Here is a 17,300-nt window from a genome sequence, read left to right as displayed (position 1 = left end):
AACCGACCATGACCACGACATCCCCGGAACAGCCTCAAGGCAAGCGGATCCTATCGGGCATGCGGCCCACCGGCCGGCTCCACCTGGGCCACTACCACGGCGTCCTCAAGAATTGGCTGCAGCTGCAGAGGGACAACGACTGCTTCTTCTTCGTTGCCGACTGGCACGCCCTGACCACCACCTACGAGGATCCCCGCGGCATCCCCGAGGCCACCCGGGAGATGCTGGTGGACTGGCTGGCGGTGGGCATCGACCCGGAGCAGGCGGTGCTGTTCGTCCAGTCGGCGGTGAAGCAGCACGCGGAGCTGCACCTCCTGCTGTCCATGATCACCCCCCTGCCCTGGCTGGAACGGGTGCCGACCTTCCGTGACCAGCAGGAGCAACTGGCCGACCGCAACCTGGCCACATACGGCTTCCTGGGCTATCCCCTGCTGCAGAGCGCCGACATCCTCATCTACAAGGCCGACGGGGTTCCGGTGGGCGAGGATCAGCTCTCCCACCTGGACCTGACCCGGCAGGTAGCCCGGCATTTCAACTGGCTGTACGGCCGCGAGGCAGACCACGACGAAAAGGTGGAGGCCGCCATTAAAAAGATGGCCAAGAAGGCCGCCGGCCAATTCAGGAAGCTGCGCGCGGCGTGGCGGGAATCCGGCGACGCCGAGGCCCTGGAGCAGGGCAAGGCCCTGCTCGCGGAACAGCAGAACCTGGGCCGCGATGACCGGGAGCGCCTGCTGGGCGAGCTGGAAGGGCGCGGCCGGGAGATCCTCCCCGAACCGGCGGCCCTGCTCACCCCCGACGCCAAGTTCCCCGGCCTCGACGGCCGCAAGATGTCCAAGTCCTACGGCAACACCATCGGCCTGCGGGAGGCCCCCGAGCAGGTCACGGAGAAGATCCGCACCATGCCAACCGACCCCGCGCGGGTCCGCCGCACCGACCCTGGAACGCCGGAGAAGTGCCCGGTGTGGGAGCTCCATCAGGTCTACTCCGACGCGGAGACGAAGGCCTGGGCCCACGAGGGCTGCACCACCGCGGGCATCGGCTGCATCGACTGCAAGGGGCCGGTGATCGAGGCGGTGCTGGCCGAGCAGGCCCCCATCCGCGAGCGTGCCGAGCAGCTCGCCTCCGATCCCGACCGGGTCTGGGAGCTAGTGGCGGAGGGCAATCGCCAGGCCGCGGGCATCGCCGAGGAGACCCTCACCGAGGTGCGGGGCGTCCTGGGGCTGGGCCGCTGACCCGCCGGCGGGGAGGAGCATGAGCGAAGCCGAGGCCGTCGCCAAGGTCCACGGGGAGCCGCTGGTCCAGCTCCCCGACGACCTCTACATCCCCCCGGAGGCCCTGGAGGTCTTCCTCGATTCCTTCGAGGGCCCCCTGGATCTCCTCCTCTATCTGATCCGGCGGCACCGGCTGGACATCTCCGTCATCTCCATCCAGGCCGTGGCCCACCAGTACATGCAGTATGTGGAGCTCATGCGCCAGAACCGTCTGGACCTGGCGGGCGAGTACCTGGTGATGGCCGCCACCCTGGCCGAGATGAAGTCCCGCATCCTGCTGCCCCGTCCCCCCGCCGCCGAGGAGGACGAGGAGGAGGACCCCCGCACCGAGCTGATCCGCCGCCTGCAGGAATACGAGCGCTTCAAGGAGGCGGCCGAGGCCCTGGACCGCCTGCCCCGCCAGGAGCGCGACTTCTTCGTGGCCCGCGCCCCCATGGACCCCGCGGCGGAGACCCCCCAGGCCGAGGCCTCCCTGCTGGACCTGCTGGAGGCCTTCCAGGGGGTGCTGCAGCGGGTGGAGCTGCACAAGGAGCACGAAGTGGGCCCGCAGGGGCTCACCGTCCGCCAGCGCATGAGCGAGGTGCTGGCCCGGCTGGAGAGCGGCACCGCCTACCGCTTCACCGAGCTCCTGGACGGCCAGGAGGGCCGCGAGGGCCTGGTGGTTACCTTCCTGGCCCTGCTCGAGCTGGCCAAGAGCCGAATGATCGAGCTGGTCCAGGTGGAAGCCCTGCACCCCCTCTATATTCGCGTGCCATGACCGAGGAAACCGACAAGCTGCGCCGGATCATCGAGGCCGCCCTGTTCGCCGCCCAGGAGGCGCTGTCGGTGGCCCAGTTGCAGCGCCTCTTCGACGACGAAGCGGCGCCGGGCCGCGCGTCCCTCGAGGGCGTCCTCGCCGAGCTGCAGGAAGAGTACGCCGATCGCGGCGTGCGCCTGGTGGATACGGGCGGCGGCTACCAGTTCCAGACCCACCCCGACACCAACCCCTGGGTCCACCGCCTGCACCAGAGCCGGCCGCCGCGCTTCTCCCGGGCGGTGCTGGAGACCCTGGCCATCATCGCCTACCGCCAGCCCACCACCCGCTCGGAGGTCGAGGACATCCGCGGCGTCACCCTCAGCTCGGGGGTGCTCAAGACCCTGACGGACCGTCAATGGGTCCAGGTGGTCGGCCGCAAGGACGTCCCGGGCCGGCCCTCCCTCTACGGCACCACCAAGCAGTTCCTCAGCTACTTCGGCCTGAACAGCCTGGACGAACTGCCGCCCCTAAAGGAGGTCGAGGAAGCGGACCTGGCCTCCCTCGCCGCCCACCTGGACAGCGCTGCCGGCGCGGAGAGCGAGGCCCCGGAGGAGGATCCCGAACCTTCCGGCCCGGAGGATGGGGATGAGTGAGCGGGTGCAGAAGGTGCTGGCCCGCGCCGGATGGGCCAGCCGCCGGGAGGCCGACGCCTGGGTGGCCGGCGGTCGGGTAACCATCAACGGCCGCATGGCCCAACCCGGAGACCGCGTAGCGCCCGGGGACGAGGTGGCCCTGGACGGCAAACCCCTGGTGCAGGGCCAAGCCGACCCGGAAACCCGGGTGCTGGCCTACCACAAGCCGCTGGGGGAGGTCTGCACCCGCTCCGACCCCCAGGGCCGCCCCACGATCTTTGACCACCTGCCCGAGCCTGCAACCGGGCGCTGGCTCCAGGTGGGCCGTCTGGACGTGAACTCCTCCGGCCTGCTGCTGCTCACCACGGACGGGGACCTGGCCAACGGGCTCATGCACCCCTCCCGCGAGGTGGAGCGGGAGTACCGGGTTCGGGTGCGCGGCGTTCCGGACCAGGCAACCCTAGGGCGGCTCGCCTCCGGGGTGGAGCTGGAGGACGGGCCGGCCCGCTTCCGCCGGGCCGAGCTCCTGCCCGTCCGGGGCCGCCATGCCGATCTGCTGGTGGTGCTCACCGAGGGCCGCAAGCGGGAGGTACGGCGGCTGCTTGAGGCCGTGGGCCACCCGGTGAGCCGGCTTCTGCGCACCCGCTACGGCCCCGTTTCCCTCCCCCGCGACCTGAAGCCCGGGCAGTACCGGGAGCTGGGGGCCGAGGCAGTGGCCGCCCTCAAGGACCTGTCCAGAAGACCCAACCGATCTCCGGGAAGCGAGGATGACTGAGCCGGATTCCGAAGTTCGTCCCGGCCTGCGGCTTTCCTTCGCCGGGGTCTACGAGGCCCTGCTGGAGGCCTTCGGTCCCCAGCACTGGTGGCCGGCCGACACCCCCTTCGAGGTGGCTGTGGGCGCTGTTCTCACCCAGAACACCGCCTGGACCAATGTGGAACGCGCCATTGCCAACCTCAAGGACGCGGATTGCCTGACCCCAGGGGCGCTCCTGGAGGTCCCCCATGAGCGGCTGGCCGGCCTCATCCGCCCTGCCGGCTACTTCAACGTCAAGGCGGGACGCCTGCGGGCCCTCTGCGAATTCCTCGTTCGGGAATGCCCGGACGGGGATATCCGGCACCTCGCCCCGCGCCCCACCCCTGCCGTCCGCAGCGACCTCCTGCGGGTCAAGGGAGTCGGGGAGGAGACCGCCGATTCCATTCTGCTCTACGCCCTGGACCACCCTGTCTTTGTGGTGGATGCCTACACCGTACGCATCTTCGAGCGGTTGGGCCTGCTGGAGCCGGGCCTCTCCTACGGAGACGTTCAGGAGCGCTTCCACGCCGCCCTCCCCTCCGAGCGCGCCCTGTTCAACGAATACCACGCCCTGGTGGTTGCCCTGGGCAAGGACTACTGCAAGCCCCGTCCCCGCTGCGGTACCTGCCCCCTGCGGGGGGACTGTCCCGCTTCCGGAACCCCCGATTGACCGCCCGGCCCCCACTTGCCTAACTAGACCCTTGAATCCAGGTTGGCCCTTTGCTCCAAACGGAACCGGATCCCATGACGAGCATAAAAGACGCCCCCGCCACGGACAGCCTCGCCGATCGCTACCGACGGATTCGCCAAACCACCGAGGCCCTCTGTGCCCCGCTCTCCCCCGAGGACTGCCTGGCCCAGTCCATGACCGAGGCCAGCCCGGTCAAGTGGCACCTGGCCCATACCACCTGGTTCTTCGAGACCTTCGTTCTCGAAGCCCATCAAGAGGGATTCCGGCCCTTTGGGGAACAGTACCGGGTGCTCTTCAATTCCTACTACAACGGCATTGGCGAGCAGCATCCCCGCCCGCAGCGGGGGCTCCTGACCCGGCCTGCCCTCGAAGAGGTCTACGCCTACCGCGCCCATGTGGACGCGGCCATCGGTGCCCTGCTGGACTCCCCGAAAAGGGAGGCCATCGCCTGGCTGGTGGAGCTGGGCCTCAACCATGAGCAGCAGCACCAGGAGCTGATCCTCATGGACCTCAAGCACCTGTTCAGCTGCAACCCCATGAACCCGGTCTACTGGAATCCCCCCTCCCACGCTGGGCACGAGGCCCCCGCAATAACCTGGCACCATTTCGACGAGGGAATCCGCCAGCTGGGCCATCCGGGTGGAAGCTTCCACTACGACAACGAAGGACCCCAGCACCGGGTCTTCCTGGAACCCTTCCGGATCGCCTCCCGCCCCGTCACCTGCGGGGAATTTCTGGACTTCATCGCCGACGGCGGCTACCGCCGCCCCGAGCTGTGGCTGGAGGCGGGCTGGGCCCGGCTCCGGCAGGAGGGCTGGGAGGCGCCGCAATACTGGCGCCGGGACGGCGACGGCTCGTGGACCGTCTTCACCCTGGACGGCAGGCGCCCGGTGGACCCCAACGAACCGGTATGCCACGTGAGCTACTTCGAGGCCGACGCGTTCGCCCGGTGGGCGGGGGCCCGCCTCCCCACCGAGGCGGAGTGGGAGGTGGCCGCCCGGGAGCGGCCGGGTCCCGCGGGGACCTTCCTGGAGGACAACCTCCTGCATCCGGCTTCGTCCCCCGGGGAAGGCCGGGCCCCGGTCCAGATGCTCGGCGACGTCTGGGAATGGACGGGAAGCGCCTATCTCCCCTACCCCGGTTACCGGCCCCCGGAAGGGGCGGTGGGGGAATACAACGGCAAGTTCATGGTCGACCAAATGGTCCTGCGCGGCGGCTGCTGCGCCACCCCCCGCTCCCACATCCGGGAGACCTACCGCAACTTCTTCCCCACCGACGCCCGCTGGCCCTTCACCGGCTTCCGCCTCGCCCGCTCAACCTCCTGAGCCCCCGACAAAAAAAGCCCCCGCAAGGCGGGGGCTGGCACGAGCAACCTACTAGAGCTTCTAGAAAGGATGCCTAAGCGTGGCGACGCTCCTCACACCTGCTCCAGGGAGCGCATGCCGTTGGGCAGCAGCTTCATGTCGGCGAGGCCGGCGATCAGGGCCTTGCCGAAGGTGGCCTCGTCTTCGTAGACCATCTTGTAGAACTGGATCTTCATGGTCAGGGCGGCGCCCACCACGATGGCGGCGAAGGTCAGGAAGCTGCCCAGGGCCAGGGTGGAAACGCCCGTCACGCCCTGCCCGATAGTGCAGCCCATGCCCATCACGCCGCCGATGCCCATCAGCAGGCCGCCAATGATGTGGCTGCCGGCGTCCTTCCAGGAGGCGAACCACTCGAAGCGGAAGGTGCGGCTCACCAGGGACCACAGCAGCGAGCCCACGATCACGCCGGCCAGGGCCATGAGGCCGAAGCTCAGGAGGCTCGAGCCGAAGCCTTCGGTCACCCAGCGGGCCAAGTCCCCCGCGGGGGAGATGAAGGTGTAGGACTGGGCCGAGGCGTGCTGCACGGGCTTGTCGGAGGCCATGGCCAGCTCGCCCATCCACTCCTGGCCCTTGGGGCCGGCGGTCACGTACCAGGCGGCCACGACGCCCAGGCCAATCACCCCACCGCCCAGGATGTTGTTGAAGCGACCGCGGAAATCCTGGGATTTGAAGGCGAAGGCCAGGAGGGCGATGACCAGGATGGTACCCAGCACGTAATTCATGGTGCTCGCGGAGGCGCCCAGGATGGGACCGAGGATGCCGCCCAGGGACTGGTCGGTGGCGCCGAGGCCTTGCAGGTCCACGGCCACGGAGCTCATCGGCACCTGCAGGATCCGCTGGGTGGGGGCGTGGAACATCATCAGGTAGGCGCCCAGGGCGATGAACACCAGCACCACCACCGACTTGAAGTTACCCCCGCCGATGCGGACCAGCGTCTTGTTGCCGCAGCCGCTGCCCAGGGTCATGCCGATGCCGAACAGCAGGCCGCCCACGAGGTGGCCCAGCCAGACGAAGTTGCCGTTCCGGTACGGCGGGAAGGTGCTCAGGCCGGTGAACGGGTCGGCCTGCCCGGAGCCGATCGCCGTAATGGCGGGGTCCATGACCCCGGTTACGCCCATCAGCATGACGCCGGCCATGGCGACGGCCATGGCGAAGATCCAGGAGCGCATGCGGCCGGTGTCCTGGATGTTTACCCAGTCCGACACCGCACCCATGGTGCAGAAGTTGGTCTTGTTGGCGACCGCGCCCATCACTACGGCCACCAGGAACCCCCAGAGGAGGATTTCTTGGGTTAGGGTGAGATCCATTGCTTTTACCTCAAAACCATCCGTTGGGTTTTCGAACCCGCCCGACCAGGGCTCTTCGATAACGGCTGCGTCCGGTGTGCCCGTCGGCATTCCCCACCCGACCCTGGTCGGGAATGCCGCCGATGCCGGCAATGCAGCAGGGACCCCGCGGTAGCCGCCCGCAGGGCCGGACCGTACGGGAGACCGGCACCGTCCCCATCCGGAGACGGGTCCCTTTCTGCAATCCCCATACCATATCTAACGCCGTACCATATGGGGAACATCCCTCTCCCCCCTCCCGGGAACCTGGGCCAAACTGGACAGGGGGGAGGCCACGGTGGCCGGTTTGGCACGGCGCGCGGTGTAGTCGTTCATGCCGGTGGGGCAGAAAGATTACGCGCGCAGAGGGCATAAAGGCGGGTTTGAAAATTACGAAGGCCGGCGCGAAAGGCGCCGGCCTGGTAGGCAAACCACTTACGGGCTTACCCGGCTAGGGGATCATCCGGACCCACGCGCTCTCCCCGACGGGGCGTCTCGGTTGGGGCCGCCAGCTCCAGAAACAAGGGGGCCAAGTCGGCGGGATCCCGCCATTGGGCCGGATCGACGGCGGGGTAGGCCTCCTCCTGCAGGGCGGTACGGACTGCGCCCGGCTCCACAACGTTGACGCGGACGCCGGCCTGCTCCGTCTCCTCTCCCAGCATGCGGGCCAGCCCTTCGAGCCCCACCTTCGAGACGCCATAGGCCCCCCAGTAGGCCCTGGGCTTCCCACCCACCTCATCGCTGACGAGGGTCACCGTGGGATCCTCGGCCTGCCGGAGGAGGCGTAGCAGGGGCTGGGTGAGCAGGAAGGGCGCGGTCAGGTTCACCCGCAGAACCTTCTCCCAGGTTTCGGGGGAGAACTGCTCCAGCGGGGTCAGGGCGCCCAGGATGGCCGCGGCGTGTACCACACCGTCCAGCCGGCCCAGCTCTTCCTCGATGGTATCCGCCAGGCGGGCGTAGTCCTCGGGCTGGGCCCCGGCCAGGTCCACGGCGAAGATGGCCGGTTGGGGATGGCCCTGCTGCTCGATCTCGTCGTAGAGGGCCTCCAGCCGGGACACCTCCTTGTCCAGCAGGACCACGGTGGCCCCGGCGGCGGCGAAGGCCAGGCTCACAGCCCGCCCCACCCCGGCGCCCGCCCCGGTAACCAGGTAAACCCGACCCTCCAGGGCCGGCGCGGATGGCGTTCCTGTCTCCCCTGCCACTTCGTCCTCCTGACCGTTCATTGCTTGGCAGCGCGCTTGGCCCGCTTGCGCTCCCGTCGATAGGTTTTCCAGGCGATCCAGAACTTGCGCAGCGGCGTCAGCCGGATCTCATGGCTCAGTACGCTCTGCTCGGCGTTTAGCACTTCCTGGAGGGTCTGGCGGTAGATGGCCGCCATGATCAACCCGGGCAGCTGGTTGTAGCGGTCCTCCTCCGGGAGCTCCTCCAGGGCCTGGCGGTAGAAGTCCCGGGCCCTCTGGCCCTCGAATTCCATGAGGCGGGAGAACGCCTCGGAAGGCCTCCCGGCAAGGATGTCGCTCTCCGCCACCCCATGGGCCCGCAAGTCCTCTTGGGGCAGATAGATGCGGCCGCGCCCGGCGTCCTCACCCACGTCCCGCAGGATATTGGTGAGCTGGAAGGCAAGCCCAAGCTTGTGGGCGTACCGGCGCGTCGCCCGATTCTTATAGCCGAAGATCTCGATGGACAGCAGGCCCACAACCGACGCCACCCGGTAGCAATAGAGCTGGAGGTCGGAGAAGGACTCGTACCGCTGGGTGGTGAGGTCCATCTCCACCCCGTCGATGATCTCGTGGAAATAGGCCTTCTCCAGGTTGAAGTGCTGCGACGCCTCGGCAAGGGCCTGGCCCACCGGATGCTGGGGCCGCCCGCCGAACACCTCCTCAACCTCGCCCCGCCAGAAGGCCAGACGGGCCGTGGCCGCGGCGGGATCGGAGACATTGTCCACCGCGTCGTCCACCTCCCGACAGAAGGCGTACAGGGCCTGGATGGCCTCACGCTTCCGGGGGGCCAGGAACTTGAAGGCGTAATAAAAGCTGGAGCCGCTTGAGGCGGCCTTCTCGGCGCAATATTCGTGGGGGCTCATGGGGCGCTGCGCTGCCGTGGGGCGGGTGGAAATGGCGGCAATGGTAGCCCTCCTCCCCCCCGCCGTCCAGATTGTCTGGACAATCCAGGACTCCTTCTGCGTATACTCGCTGAATCGATTTCCCTTCCCGTCTCAAGGAGTTCCAATGGAAGATACCCCGCTGTACGGGCGCCGCGTGTGGGATCCGGTTCTCCGCATCCTCCATTGGTGGATCGCCATCGCAGTGCTGATCCAGTTCGCCTTGGGCGGCGTGATCCTGGCCGAGGATTCCCTGGGGCTCTCCGAAGGCGGGGAAGAGAGCCTGGTAACCATCCACGCCACGGTCGGCTACATCTTCGGGGCGGGCCTCCTCGCGCGCATCCTGTGGCTGTTTCTCGCCCCCGGCAGCGGCTCGTGGCGGGACGTTCTCCCACACACCGCCGCGCAGTGGGGCGCCGTAACCGCCACCGCACGGCATTACCTCCGCGGTTTCCGAGGCACCGCCCCCTTCTATCGGGCCCACAACCCCCTGGCGGGTCTGGCCTACGCCGCCTTCCTGGTGGTGGGGATCAGCCAGGTGGTCACCGGGGCCACCATGTTCACCAGCTCCGTCGAGCTCGGCGAGGCCTGGGAGGAGATCCATGAGATCGGTTTCTGGATCATCCTGGCCTTCGTGATCCTGCACCTGGCCATGGTGGCCCTGCATGAGCTGACGGAGGGCCGCTCCCTGGTCTCCGCCATGATCCACGGCCGGAAGCATTTCACCGCTGAAGAGCTCGAGCAGCACCCCGAAGCCCAGCAAGAGGAGGAGATCCGCTGATGGAAGGCAAGAAGAATATCGTATTCGGGCTGATCTATTTTGTCGCCACCGCCGCCCTCGGCCTGCTCATGAGCAGCAACATGGCGGGACCCGTGGCCGAGGCCACGGCCGAGAAATCGGAAAAGTTCTCCGAACTGGAGCAGCAGATCCAGAGCCAGTTCATGATGGCCGAAGAGCCCGCCGTCGTAACCGGCGAGGCCCTCATGGCCCTGAACAACCTCCTCAACGTTGAGGAGGAAAATGTTAACGCCATCAAGGGCGGCCCCCATGCCCACGGCAACCTGGAGTCCATGGCCAACATCGTCATCGGCATCCTGCTGATGTTCCTGGCGGTGCCATCGGTGCTCAAGCAGGTGATCAGCTGGCTCTTCCTCATCGCGGCGGTCTTCCACTCCGGGATGCTCTACCTGGGCGTCATCTTCGACCAGGGCTGGGCCATGACCGTGCTCGGCACCGGCATCGGGCCCATCGCCCTCCTCGCGGGCCTGTTGATCGCCGGCATCGCCGCGCTCATCGGGCTGCGTCCGCAGGTGCAGGCATAGACATCCGCAGCTTGCAGGGGGCCGGCACTTCCGTTAGAGTATCGGGCTCCTGAGCGGGCTTTCGCCCGCCGCGGGGCCGTAGCTCAGTTGGGAGAGCGCCAGAATCGCACTCTGGAGGTCTGGGGTTCGACTCCCCACGGCTCCACCATTCGAAAACCCGCCGAATCAAGGGCTTGCGGTTATCGCCGCAAGCCCTTTTTCTTTCGTTTTCCCGCCCTGTCACCCTCTTGTCACACCCCCGGAAGGGTAAGAGGATCGTAACGGAGCCCCTCACGGTCTCGTACGGAGGGGAAGAACAGAGAGCTCCTGGTTCCGCGCCAGATACGGAAGGAAACCCACTCCGTTCGCACGCCCCCGGACGGGCTCCGTACCCGGGGAGAGCGAAAGCATCATCCTGCGCTAACACGGCACCCGCCGGCAGCCTCCAAAACCCCCGGAGAGACCGATGTCCGAGCTGGACCATGAATGCCCGATCTGCGGGACGCCGTTACCGGCTTCCAGCAGGTACCCGAATCACATCTGTGAAGCCTGCGTCGAAAAAGCCACGGACGAGCGAGGAAGGCCCCTGGGCTTCGCCAACGTGTCCCCGACCGGCGGTTTCCAAGCCGTCTACCGCGATACCGGGGCGGATGCCCCAGGACACACCTGCTACATCGGCTCCACCCGGTGCTGGGCCGACGAGGCCCGCATGGGAGGAATCGTGGTCGAGCCCGTGGACAGCTGATCGGCCAGGAAGATGTTTGGCTCTCGAAGCCTACGATGGCCCAGGCCCCAGCCATCTTGTAAGGTGGCCCCATGAACCCGTTCAAGGCCCCTCATACTTCCCGCTCCCACCCGCCCGCCGAAGGGGAAGCCGCGCCCGACTTCCGGCTCCCGGACCAGGACGGCCAGCCCCGGAGCCTTCAGGAATTTCGGGGCCGCTGGGTAGTGCTGTACTTCTATCCCCGGGACAACACCCCGGGCTGCACCCGGGAAGCCTGCAGCCTGAGGGATGCTGGGGACCCGCTGCAGGAGCTGGGGGCACAAATTCTGGGGGTGAGCATGGATCCTCCGGAACGCCACGCGGCCTTCGCCGGTCGGCATGGCCTGTCCTTCCCCCTTCTCGCCGACCGGGATGGAGAGGTGTCCGCGACCTACGGTGCCCTGTTCGCCCTCGGCCCCATACGTTTCCCCAAGCGCCGAACCTTTCTCATCGATCCGGAGGGGCGGGTTGCCCGGATCTATAACCGGGTAAAGCCCACGGGCCACGGCGGGGAACTGGTGTCGGCCCTGCGGGAATTGCAGGCCCGTCGAGCCTGACCGGTCCGGGGGTGCTGCTCCCCCCGAATGGGCTTGCACCGAAAAGGAATTAACCCTTCTTCCCCTTCCGGGGACCGCAAGGCGCCTACCTCCCCTCCGACCGCCGTAGGTACTCCCGCCCGAAGATGACGCCCAGGGTGACCGTCAGGGACCGTTCCTCCCGGAATCCCCGGGAGCGCGGAAAGGACACCTCCGGGGTAATGTCCAGGTAGAGCCACCTCCGGGTCAGCTCCCGCCGGTAATCGGCCCGAACGAAATACTCGGTTGCGGCCCAGGATTCCTCGTCCGTAAAGACCATGCCCCCCTCGTAGGCGAAGGCGTCATGGTCGCTTAGGTCATGAAACAGGGTGAGCTTCTGCTGCCCTTTGTAATAATCGTTCTTCTCCTGCCACCCGAAGGAGGTTGTGGCCCGGAACATCATGGTGCGGCCCAGGGCACGATCCAGGTCCCACTGGACCCCGGCGCCGAAGCCATCGGAGACGAACCAGGAGGTGTCTCCCGAGGCCCGGCCGAGCCAGGCCCCCATATCGAAGTATCGATAGACCCGGAGACGGGCAAAGGGATCCGGGGGGTACTTCACCTTGACCCCGGCCGAGGGACGGATATCCCACTCGGAATCCCCGTTGAGACGGCGCTGAACGGAAAGGAAGTAATCGTTCTGCTCCACCACCTCCTTCGGGCGTCTCTGCACCCCGTCCCGATCCTCCCCGCTGGTGGTTTCCCCGTCGGACTCGAAGAGCAAGGCCCATTTTCTCTCCAGGCGCGGCAGCTCGGCACGGGCCTTGATGTCCCCCCCGAACCGGGTACCTCCCCGCTTGCTCCAGACCGCGGAACCTTCCATCTGCAGATAGCTGTCGGTTGCCTCCTCGAAGACGCGCTCGTTGGCGAAAAAGGCGTCCACTTGCCGCACGGTGTACTCCAGGCCCCGGGTGATGGAGGCATGGGTGTTATCCAGCGCATTGGCCAGCTGATTCTTCTCCCCGCCCTCGGGGCTTTCCTCCCCTACCCCATCGGGATCCTGGGACTGTCCTTCGGTCTCCACTGCCGCCCACCAGGGGCAGGCCGATGGGGACGGCTCCGGGGAGCCCAATAACGGATCCGCCATGCCCACGTTCCCCATAACCAGGAACAAGGCAAAGCCTAGCCAAGCCCACCCCCTACTGGCGGGCAGACGCGGTTGAAAAACGGGCATGGCTGGCCGTACGGGACCCGGATGCATGCGTGAGGGACGAAAAGGAAAGGTGATAAAGCGTCGTCCGTATGGTCTTCTTCCTAAGATCCGCCGCCCGGAGATAGGGACGGGCCTGCTCCTGCAAAGGGCCAAAAAACCCATGGAATTGGCAGGTTACCAGAGGAGCGAAAGACCATTTTACAACCATGGAGGGTCTGTCCGTCTGTATAGGAATTTTCCTGTCAGGGTCTTACCTCCGCCGGTACGAGCAAACCCCATTTTTCGGGTCATTTCCCGGGTTGATCCCCTCGTTTTCAGTAGCCTGAGTAGTCTCCGAGCACCGAATCCCTAAGAACGGCATTACCCCCTCCCGCCGGGTACCAGCCCGGCCGGTCAAGTCCAACGGGAATCGCCATTCCCGGCTCTCCCCGGCCGCTGCTATGAAGACGGAATAGGGGCCTGCATCGGGCCCGGGATAGGCTGTCATACATCCCGATCCGCTGACCTGTCGCGGATGCGGGGGAAGGGGAAGACCTTGGAAGAACGGATCGGCGTGGTGGGCCTGGGTTACGTGGGATTACCCGTCGCCCTTGGCTTCGCAGGGCAGTTCGAGGACACCGTGGGCTTCGACATCAGCTCGCGGCGCATCTCCGCGCTGCGGGAAGGACGGGACGAGACGGGGGAGGTGGACGAGGACGAACTGGGCAGAACCTCCCTGTCGTTCACGGCCGACCCGGACGACCTCGAACGGTGCACCCTGTACGTGGTGACGGTTCCGACTCCGCTGGACGGCAACCACCAGCCGGACCTGCGTCCCCTGCGGCAGGCGTGCGCCACCCTGGGGCCGAGGCTCTCCCGAGGAGACCTCGTGGCCTTCGAGTCCACGGTCTACCCAGGGGTAACGGAGGAGTGCTGCGGGCCCATCCTCGCCGAGCACTCGGGGCTTCGCCAGGGGGTGGACTTCAAGCTCGGCTACTCCCCGGAGCGGATCAACCCGGGAGACCGGGAGCACACCCTGGATCGCATCGTGAAGGTGGTGTCCGGGGAGGACGAGGAGGCCCTGGAGCGCCTGGCCGCCGCCTACGGGGCCATCGTCTCGGCCGGAGTGCACCGCGCACCCTCCATCAAGACCGCCGAGGCGGCCAAGGTCATCGAGAACACCCAACGGGACCTGAACATCGCGCTGATGAACGAGCTGGCGCTGATCTTCGACCGCATCGGCGTGCGCACCAACGAGGTCCTGGAGGCGGCGGGCACCAAGTGGAACTTTCTGCCCTTCTCCCCGGGCCTTGTGGGCGGGCACTGCATCGGCGTGGACCCCTATTACCTTACGGCCAAGGCGGAGGCCGTCGGCTACCACCCCCACGTCATCCTGGCGGGCCGCAGGGTCAACGACGGCATGGGAGAGTACCTCGCCCAGCGGGTCGTGAAGCTGCTGATCCAGACGGGCCGGCGGGTGAAAAGCTCCCGGGTGGGTATTCTGGGCCTGACCTTCAAGGAGAACGTGCCGGATATCCGCAACAGCCGGGTTCCCGACATTATCGCGGAGCTGGCCGAGTTCGGCGTCCAGACCCTGGTCTCCGATCCCCTGGCCGACCCGCAGGCCGCGTGGGAGGAGTACGGCGTGGAGCTCATGGACCGGGAGGAGTGGCCGGAGGTGGACGCCATGATCCTGGCGGTGCCCCACCGGACCTATCAGGAGATGGCCCCTGGGGAGCTCCTGGCCCCCCTTGCCGCCGGCGGGGTCCTGGTGGACCTCAAGGCCCGCCTGGAGCCGGCCACCCTTCCCCCGGAAACGGTGTACTGGAGCCTGTAGGAGGACGGGCCCCGCCGTCCTCCCTCATCCCCGGTTGTAGGCGTCCTGGAAGCGGACGATGTCGTCCTCCCCCAGGTAGCTGCCCGTCTGCACCTCGATAAGCTCCAGCGCGATGTTGCCGGGGTTGAGGATACGGTGGCTGGTGCCGATGGGGATATAGGTGGACTGGTCCTCGGTGAGCAGGAACTCCTCGCCGTCCCGGGTCACCCGGGCCGTCCCCCGCACCACCACCCAGTGCTCGGCGCGGTGGTGGTGCAGCTGCATGGACAGGCTGCTGCCCGGTTTCACCAGCAGATGCTTCACCTGGAAGCGCTCCGCCACCGTGATTGTCTCGTAGGAGCCCCACGGACGCAGCACCCGTCGATGGTTCAGGGCCTCCTCGCGGCCCGCCTCCCGGAGCTCCTCCACCACTCCCTTGATCTCCTGGGCGCGGGCGCGCGGAGCCACCAGCACGGCGTCGGCGGTTTCCACCACCAGGTGGTCCTCCACCCCTACGGCCGCCACCAGGCGATTCTCGGAACGGATGTAGTTGTTCCGGCCGCCGTGGCTTATGACATCACCGATCAGAAGATTGCCCCCCTCGTCGCGCTCCCCCGCCTCGTACAGGGCGCTCCAGGAGCCCACATCGCTCCAACCGGCCTCCATGGGCACCACATAGGCCGCGTCGGTGTGCTCCATCACCGCGTAGTCCACGGAATTGCTGGGCGAGGTTCCGAAGGCCTGGGCCTCCAGCCGCAGGAAGTCCAGGTCCCGCTCCGCCCCCTGATAGGCGGCGCGGACCGCCTCGAGCACCGACGGGGCATGGCTCTCCAGCTCCTCCAGGAACCGGCTGGCCCGGAACAGGAAGATCCCACTGTTCCAGAGATAATCGCCGGAGCGCAGGAAGCCCTCGGCGGTGGCCCGGTCCGGCTTCTCCACGAACTGCACCACCGGCCCCGCCCCGCCGTCGGGACCCAAGTCCCGGGCACGGATATACCCATACCCCGTCTCGGGCGCCGTGGGCGGCACCCCGAAGGTCACCAGCCCGCCCCGGGCGGCGCTATCCATCCCCTTCCGCACCGACCGCACGAACTGGTCGGCATGCTCCATGACATGGTCGGCCGGCATCACCAGGAGAAGGGGGTCCTCCTGGCGGCTCATGGCCTCCAGCGCCGCCGCCGCCACCGCCGGGGCCGTGTTCCGGCCGGCCGGCTCCAGGAGGACGCTGGCATCCTCCACCCCGATCCGCTTCAGCTGCTCCGCCACCAGGAAGCGGTGGTCCTCATGGCAGACGGCCACGGGCGCGGACAGCCCCTCCAGGTCGGCCACCCGGCGGCAGGTCTCCTGCAGCATGGTGTCCTCCCCCGACAGGGCCATGAACTGTTTCGGATACAGCTCGCGGGACAGGGGCCACAGGCGGCTTCCCACCCCTCCCGAAAGCAGCACGGGTACCACCGTTTCGCCGTCCATGGATGCCCTCCGAAACCCGGAAATTGTCGACCGACCGGCCAGCATTCCATTTCCAAGTTATATCCCCCGGCACCCCCTGGCCATGAGCGGGGCTTGACCATGGTCAACCGCCGGCATCCGTCGCCGTATTCCCATTTCCCTCTTGATTTCGGTTCGGTTGAGGAATCCGCCCGATTGACCAAACCTCCATCCGGCGGGGATAGGTGAAGGAATAACGCGAGACATACAGCGGAGGATCGCGATAAATGGGTGGAGTCCTGGTAACGGGCGGTGCCGGCTATATCGGAAGCCACGTGGTCCGCCAGCTCGGCGAGCGGGGAGAGCCGGTGGTGGTCCTGGATGACCTGAGCACCGGAAGGGCCGGAGCGGTCCTCCATGGGGATTTGGTGCTGGGAGACGCCGGGGACACGGCGCTCGTCCGCGAACTGCTCGAGGATCACCAGCTGGACGCCGTCATGCATTTCGCCGCCCGCACGGTGGTCCCCGAATCCGTCTCGGACCCTTTGATGTACTACGGGGAGAACTCTTGCAAGACCCGGGCCCTGGCAGGCGCCGCCCTGCAGGCCGGGGTCCGCCACTTCATATTCTCCTCCTCGGCGGCGGTCTACGGCATACCCGACCACATCCCGGTGGCCGAGGACGATCCCCTGTACCCCATCAACCCCTACGGGACCTCCAAGCTGGTCAGCGAATGGATGCTGCGGGACACCGCCTCCTCCGGGCCCCTACGCCACGTCTCCCTGCGTTACTTCAACGTGGCCGGGGCGGACCCCGAAGGCCGCATCGGGCAGTCCACCCCGGAGGCGACCCTCCTCATCAAGGTCGCCTGCGAGGCGGCCACCGGCCAACGGGACCTGGTGCCCATCTACGGAAACGATTACCCCACCCCAGACGGCACCGGGGTACGGGACTTCATCCATGTGGAGGACCTGGCCGCCGCCCACATCCGGTGCCTCGATTACCTGCGCGGCGGGGGCGCATCCACCACCTTCAACGTGGGCTACGGTCACGGCTACAGCGTCCGGGAGGTCCTGGACACGGTGGAACGGGTCAGCGGCAGCCAGCTGCCCGTGCGGGAGGAGGACCGACGCCCCGGCGACCCGCCCGCCCTGGTGGCCAACACCGAGCGGATCCGCCGGGAGCTGGGCTGGAGGCCCGGGCACGACGACCTGGAGGAGATCGTAAGCACCGCTCTGGCCTGGGAGCGGAAGCGCTGCGAGGCCTGGGCCTAGCCGGAGAGGATCAAGCGGGCCCGATACTGCCCTGAACCCGCGCCCCTGCCTTCCGGGAACCGGGCTGGCCGAACCCTGGGTGGAGGGGCTTCCGGTT

17 protein-coding genes and 1 tRNA gene are annotated in these 17,300 nt (G+C 67.4%); 13 read left to right on the top strand and 5 right to left on the bottom strand.

The annotated features are described in order from the left end of the window. Nucleotides 1-8 precede the first annotated feature (8 nt). From AN478_RS07720 to egtB, 6 genes are all read left to right on the top strand, one after another. Entirely contained in the window at nt 9-1,232 is a 1,224-nt protein-coding gene (locus AN478_RS07720; protein WP_054966039.1) for a tryptophan--tRNA ligase, read from the top strand. Nucleotides 1,233-1,251: 19 nt separating this feature from the next. After that, nucleotides 1,252-2,028: a segregation and condensation protein A gene (locus AN478_RS07715; RefSeq protein ID WP_054966038.1), complete on the top strand. Its 777-nt coding sequence runs from the start codon at nt 1,252-1,254 to the stop codon at nt 2,026-2,028. Next, nucleotides 2,025-2,660, top strand: a complete 636-nt coding sequence (gene scpB, locus AN478_RS07710; protein WP_054966037.1) for an SMC-Scp complex subunit ScpB — start codon at nt 2,025-2,027, stop codon at nt 2,658-2,660. Before AN478_RS07715 ends, scpB begins: the two co-directional genes overlap by 4 nt. Further along, the gene (locus tag AN478_RS07705; protein WP_054966036.1) at nt 2,653-3,414 is read left to right on the top strand and encodes a pseudouridine synthase; all 762 of its coding nucleotides are present in this window, start codon (nt 2,653-2,655) and stop codon (nt 3,412-3,414) included. Before scpB ends, AN478_RS07705 begins: the two co-directional genes overlap by 8 nt. Then, nucleotides 3,407-4,102, top strand: coding sequence for an endonuclease III domain-containing protein (locus AN478_RS07700; RefSeq protein WP_054966035.1), 696 nt, complete (start codon nt 3,407-3,409; stop codon nt 4,100-4,102). Before AN478_RS07705 ends, AN478_RS07700 begins: the two co-directional genes overlap by 8 nt. 74 nt (nt 4,103-4,176) lie before the next feature. Continuing rightward, nucleotides 4,177-5,448 (top strand): ergothioneine biosynthesis protein EgtB, encoded by a 1,272-nt coding sequence (gene egtB, locus AN478_RS07695; protein ID WP_054966034.1) that lies wholly within the window; start codon nt 4,177-4,179, stop codon nt 5,446-5,448. Between the two features lie 92 nt (nt 5,449-5,540). On the opposite strand, the gene AN478_RS07690 is transcribed toward egtB, so the two are convergent. The 3 genes from AN478_RS07690 to hpnD all read right to left on the bottom strand — a co-directional run bounded on the left by AN478_RS07690 (nt 5,541) and on the right by hpnD (nt 8,895). Then, nucleotides 5,541-6,794 carry a YeeE/YedE family protein gene (locus AN478_RS07690; protein ID WP_054966033.1) on the bottom strand — a complete coding sequence of 418 codons (1,254 nt, stop codon included), beginning with the start codon at nt 6,792-6,794 and terminating at the stop codon, nt 5,541-5,543. 461 nt (nt 6,795-7,255) lie between these two features. Further along, the gene (locus tag AN478_RS07685) at nt 7,256-8,014 is read right to left on the bottom strand and encodes an SDR family NAD(P)-dependent oxidoreductase (protein WP_231627359.1); all 759 of its coding nucleotides are present in this window, start codon (nt 8,012-8,014) and stop codon (nt 7,256-7,258) included. A gap of 17 nt (nt 8,015-8,031) precedes the next feature. Next, nucleotides 8,032-8,895 carry a presqualene diphosphate synthase HpnD gene (hpnD, locus tag AN478_RS07680; RefSeq protein WP_054966032.1) on the bottom strand — a complete coding sequence of 288 codons (864 nt, stop codon included), beginning with the start codon at nt 8,893-8,895 and terminating at the stop codon, nt 8,032-8,034. A gap of 145 nt (nt 8,896-9,040) precedes the next feature. On the opposite strand from hpnD, the gene AN478_RS07675 reads away from it, so the two are divergent. The 5 genes from AN478_RS07675 (at nt 9,041) to AN478_RS07655 (ending at nt 11,535) form a co-directional block, all read left to right on the top strand. Further along, nucleotides 9,041-9,694 carry a cytochrome b/b6 domain-containing protein gene (locus AN478_RS07675; RefSeq protein WP_054966031.1) on the top strand — a complete coding sequence of 218 codons (654 nt, stop codon included), beginning with the start codon at nt 9,041-9,043 and terminating at the stop codon, nt 9,692-9,694. Next, nucleotides 9,694-10,236, top strand: coding sequence for a hypothetical protein (locus AN478_RS07670; RefSeq protein ID WP_054966030.1), 543 nt, complete (start codon nt 9,694-9,696; stop codon nt 10,234-10,236). The genes AN478_RS07675 and AN478_RS07670 overlap by 1 nt, the downstream gene beginning before the upstream one ends. 72 nt (nt 10,237-10,308) lie before the next feature. Further along, nucleotides 10,309-10,384, top strand: a tRNA-Ala gene (locus AN478_RS07665). Nucleotides 10,385-10,681: 297 nt separating this feature from the next. Beyond that, entirely contained in the window at nt 10,682-10,960 is a 279-nt protein-coding gene (locus AN478_RS07660; RefSeq protein ID WP_054966029.1) for a hypothetical protein, read from the top strand. Between the two features lie 71 nt (nt 10,961-11,031). Continuing rightward, entirely contained in the window at nt 11,032-11,535 is a 504-nt protein-coding gene (locus AN478_RS07655; protein ID WP_054966028.1) for a peroxiredoxin, read from the top strand. 85 nt (nt 11,536-11,620) lie between these two features. Here the strand turns inward: AN478_RS07655 and AN478_RS07650 are convergent, their stop codons facing one another. Next, nucleotides 11,621-12,577, bottom strand: a complete 957-nt coding sequence (locus AN478_RS07650) for a hypothetical protein (RefSeq protein WP_054966027.1) — start codon at nt 12,575-12,577, stop codon at nt 11,621-11,623. A gap of 664 nt (nt 12,578-13,241) precedes the next feature. On the opposite strand from AN478_RS07650, the gene AN478_RS07645 reads away from it, so the two are divergent. After that, nucleotides 13,242-14,522 carry a nucleotide sugar dehydrogenase gene (locus AN478_RS07645; protein WP_082432950.1) on the top strand — a complete coding sequence of 427 codons (1,281 nt, stop codon included), beginning with the start codon at nt 13,242-13,244 and terminating at the stop codon, nt 14,520-14,522. 24 nt (nt 14,523-14,546) lie between these two features. Here the strand turns inward: AN478_RS07645 and AN478_RS07640 are convergent, their stop codons facing one another. Continuing rightward, a complete protein-coding gene (locus AN478_RS07640) occupies nt 14,547-15,971 on the bottom strand; it encodes a mannose-1-phosphate guanylyltransferase/mannose-6-phosphate isomerase (RefSeq protein WP_054966025.1) in 1,425 nt (474 codons plus the stop codon). A gap of 245 nt (nt 15,972-16,216) precedes the next feature. Here AN478_RS07640 and galE point away from each other — a divergent pair, with 245 nt between their 5' ends. Then, nucleotides 16,217-17,203, top strand: a complete 987-nt coding sequence (gene galE / locus AN478_RS07635; protein WP_054966024.1) for a UDP-glucose 4-epimerase GalE — start codon at nt 16,217-16,219, stop codon at nt 17,201-17,203. Nucleotides 17,204-17,300 lie beyond the last annotated feature (97 nt).

This window comes from Thiohalorhabdus denitrificans, assembly GCF_001399755.1.
Classification (GTDB): Bacteria; Pseudomonadota; Gammaproteobacteria; order Thiohalorhabdales; family Thiohalorhabdaceae; genus Thiohalorhabdus; species Thiohalorhabdus denitrificans.
Note: the sequence above shows the minus strand (reverse complement) of the source record. Positions and strands in the feature narration are given on the sequence as shown.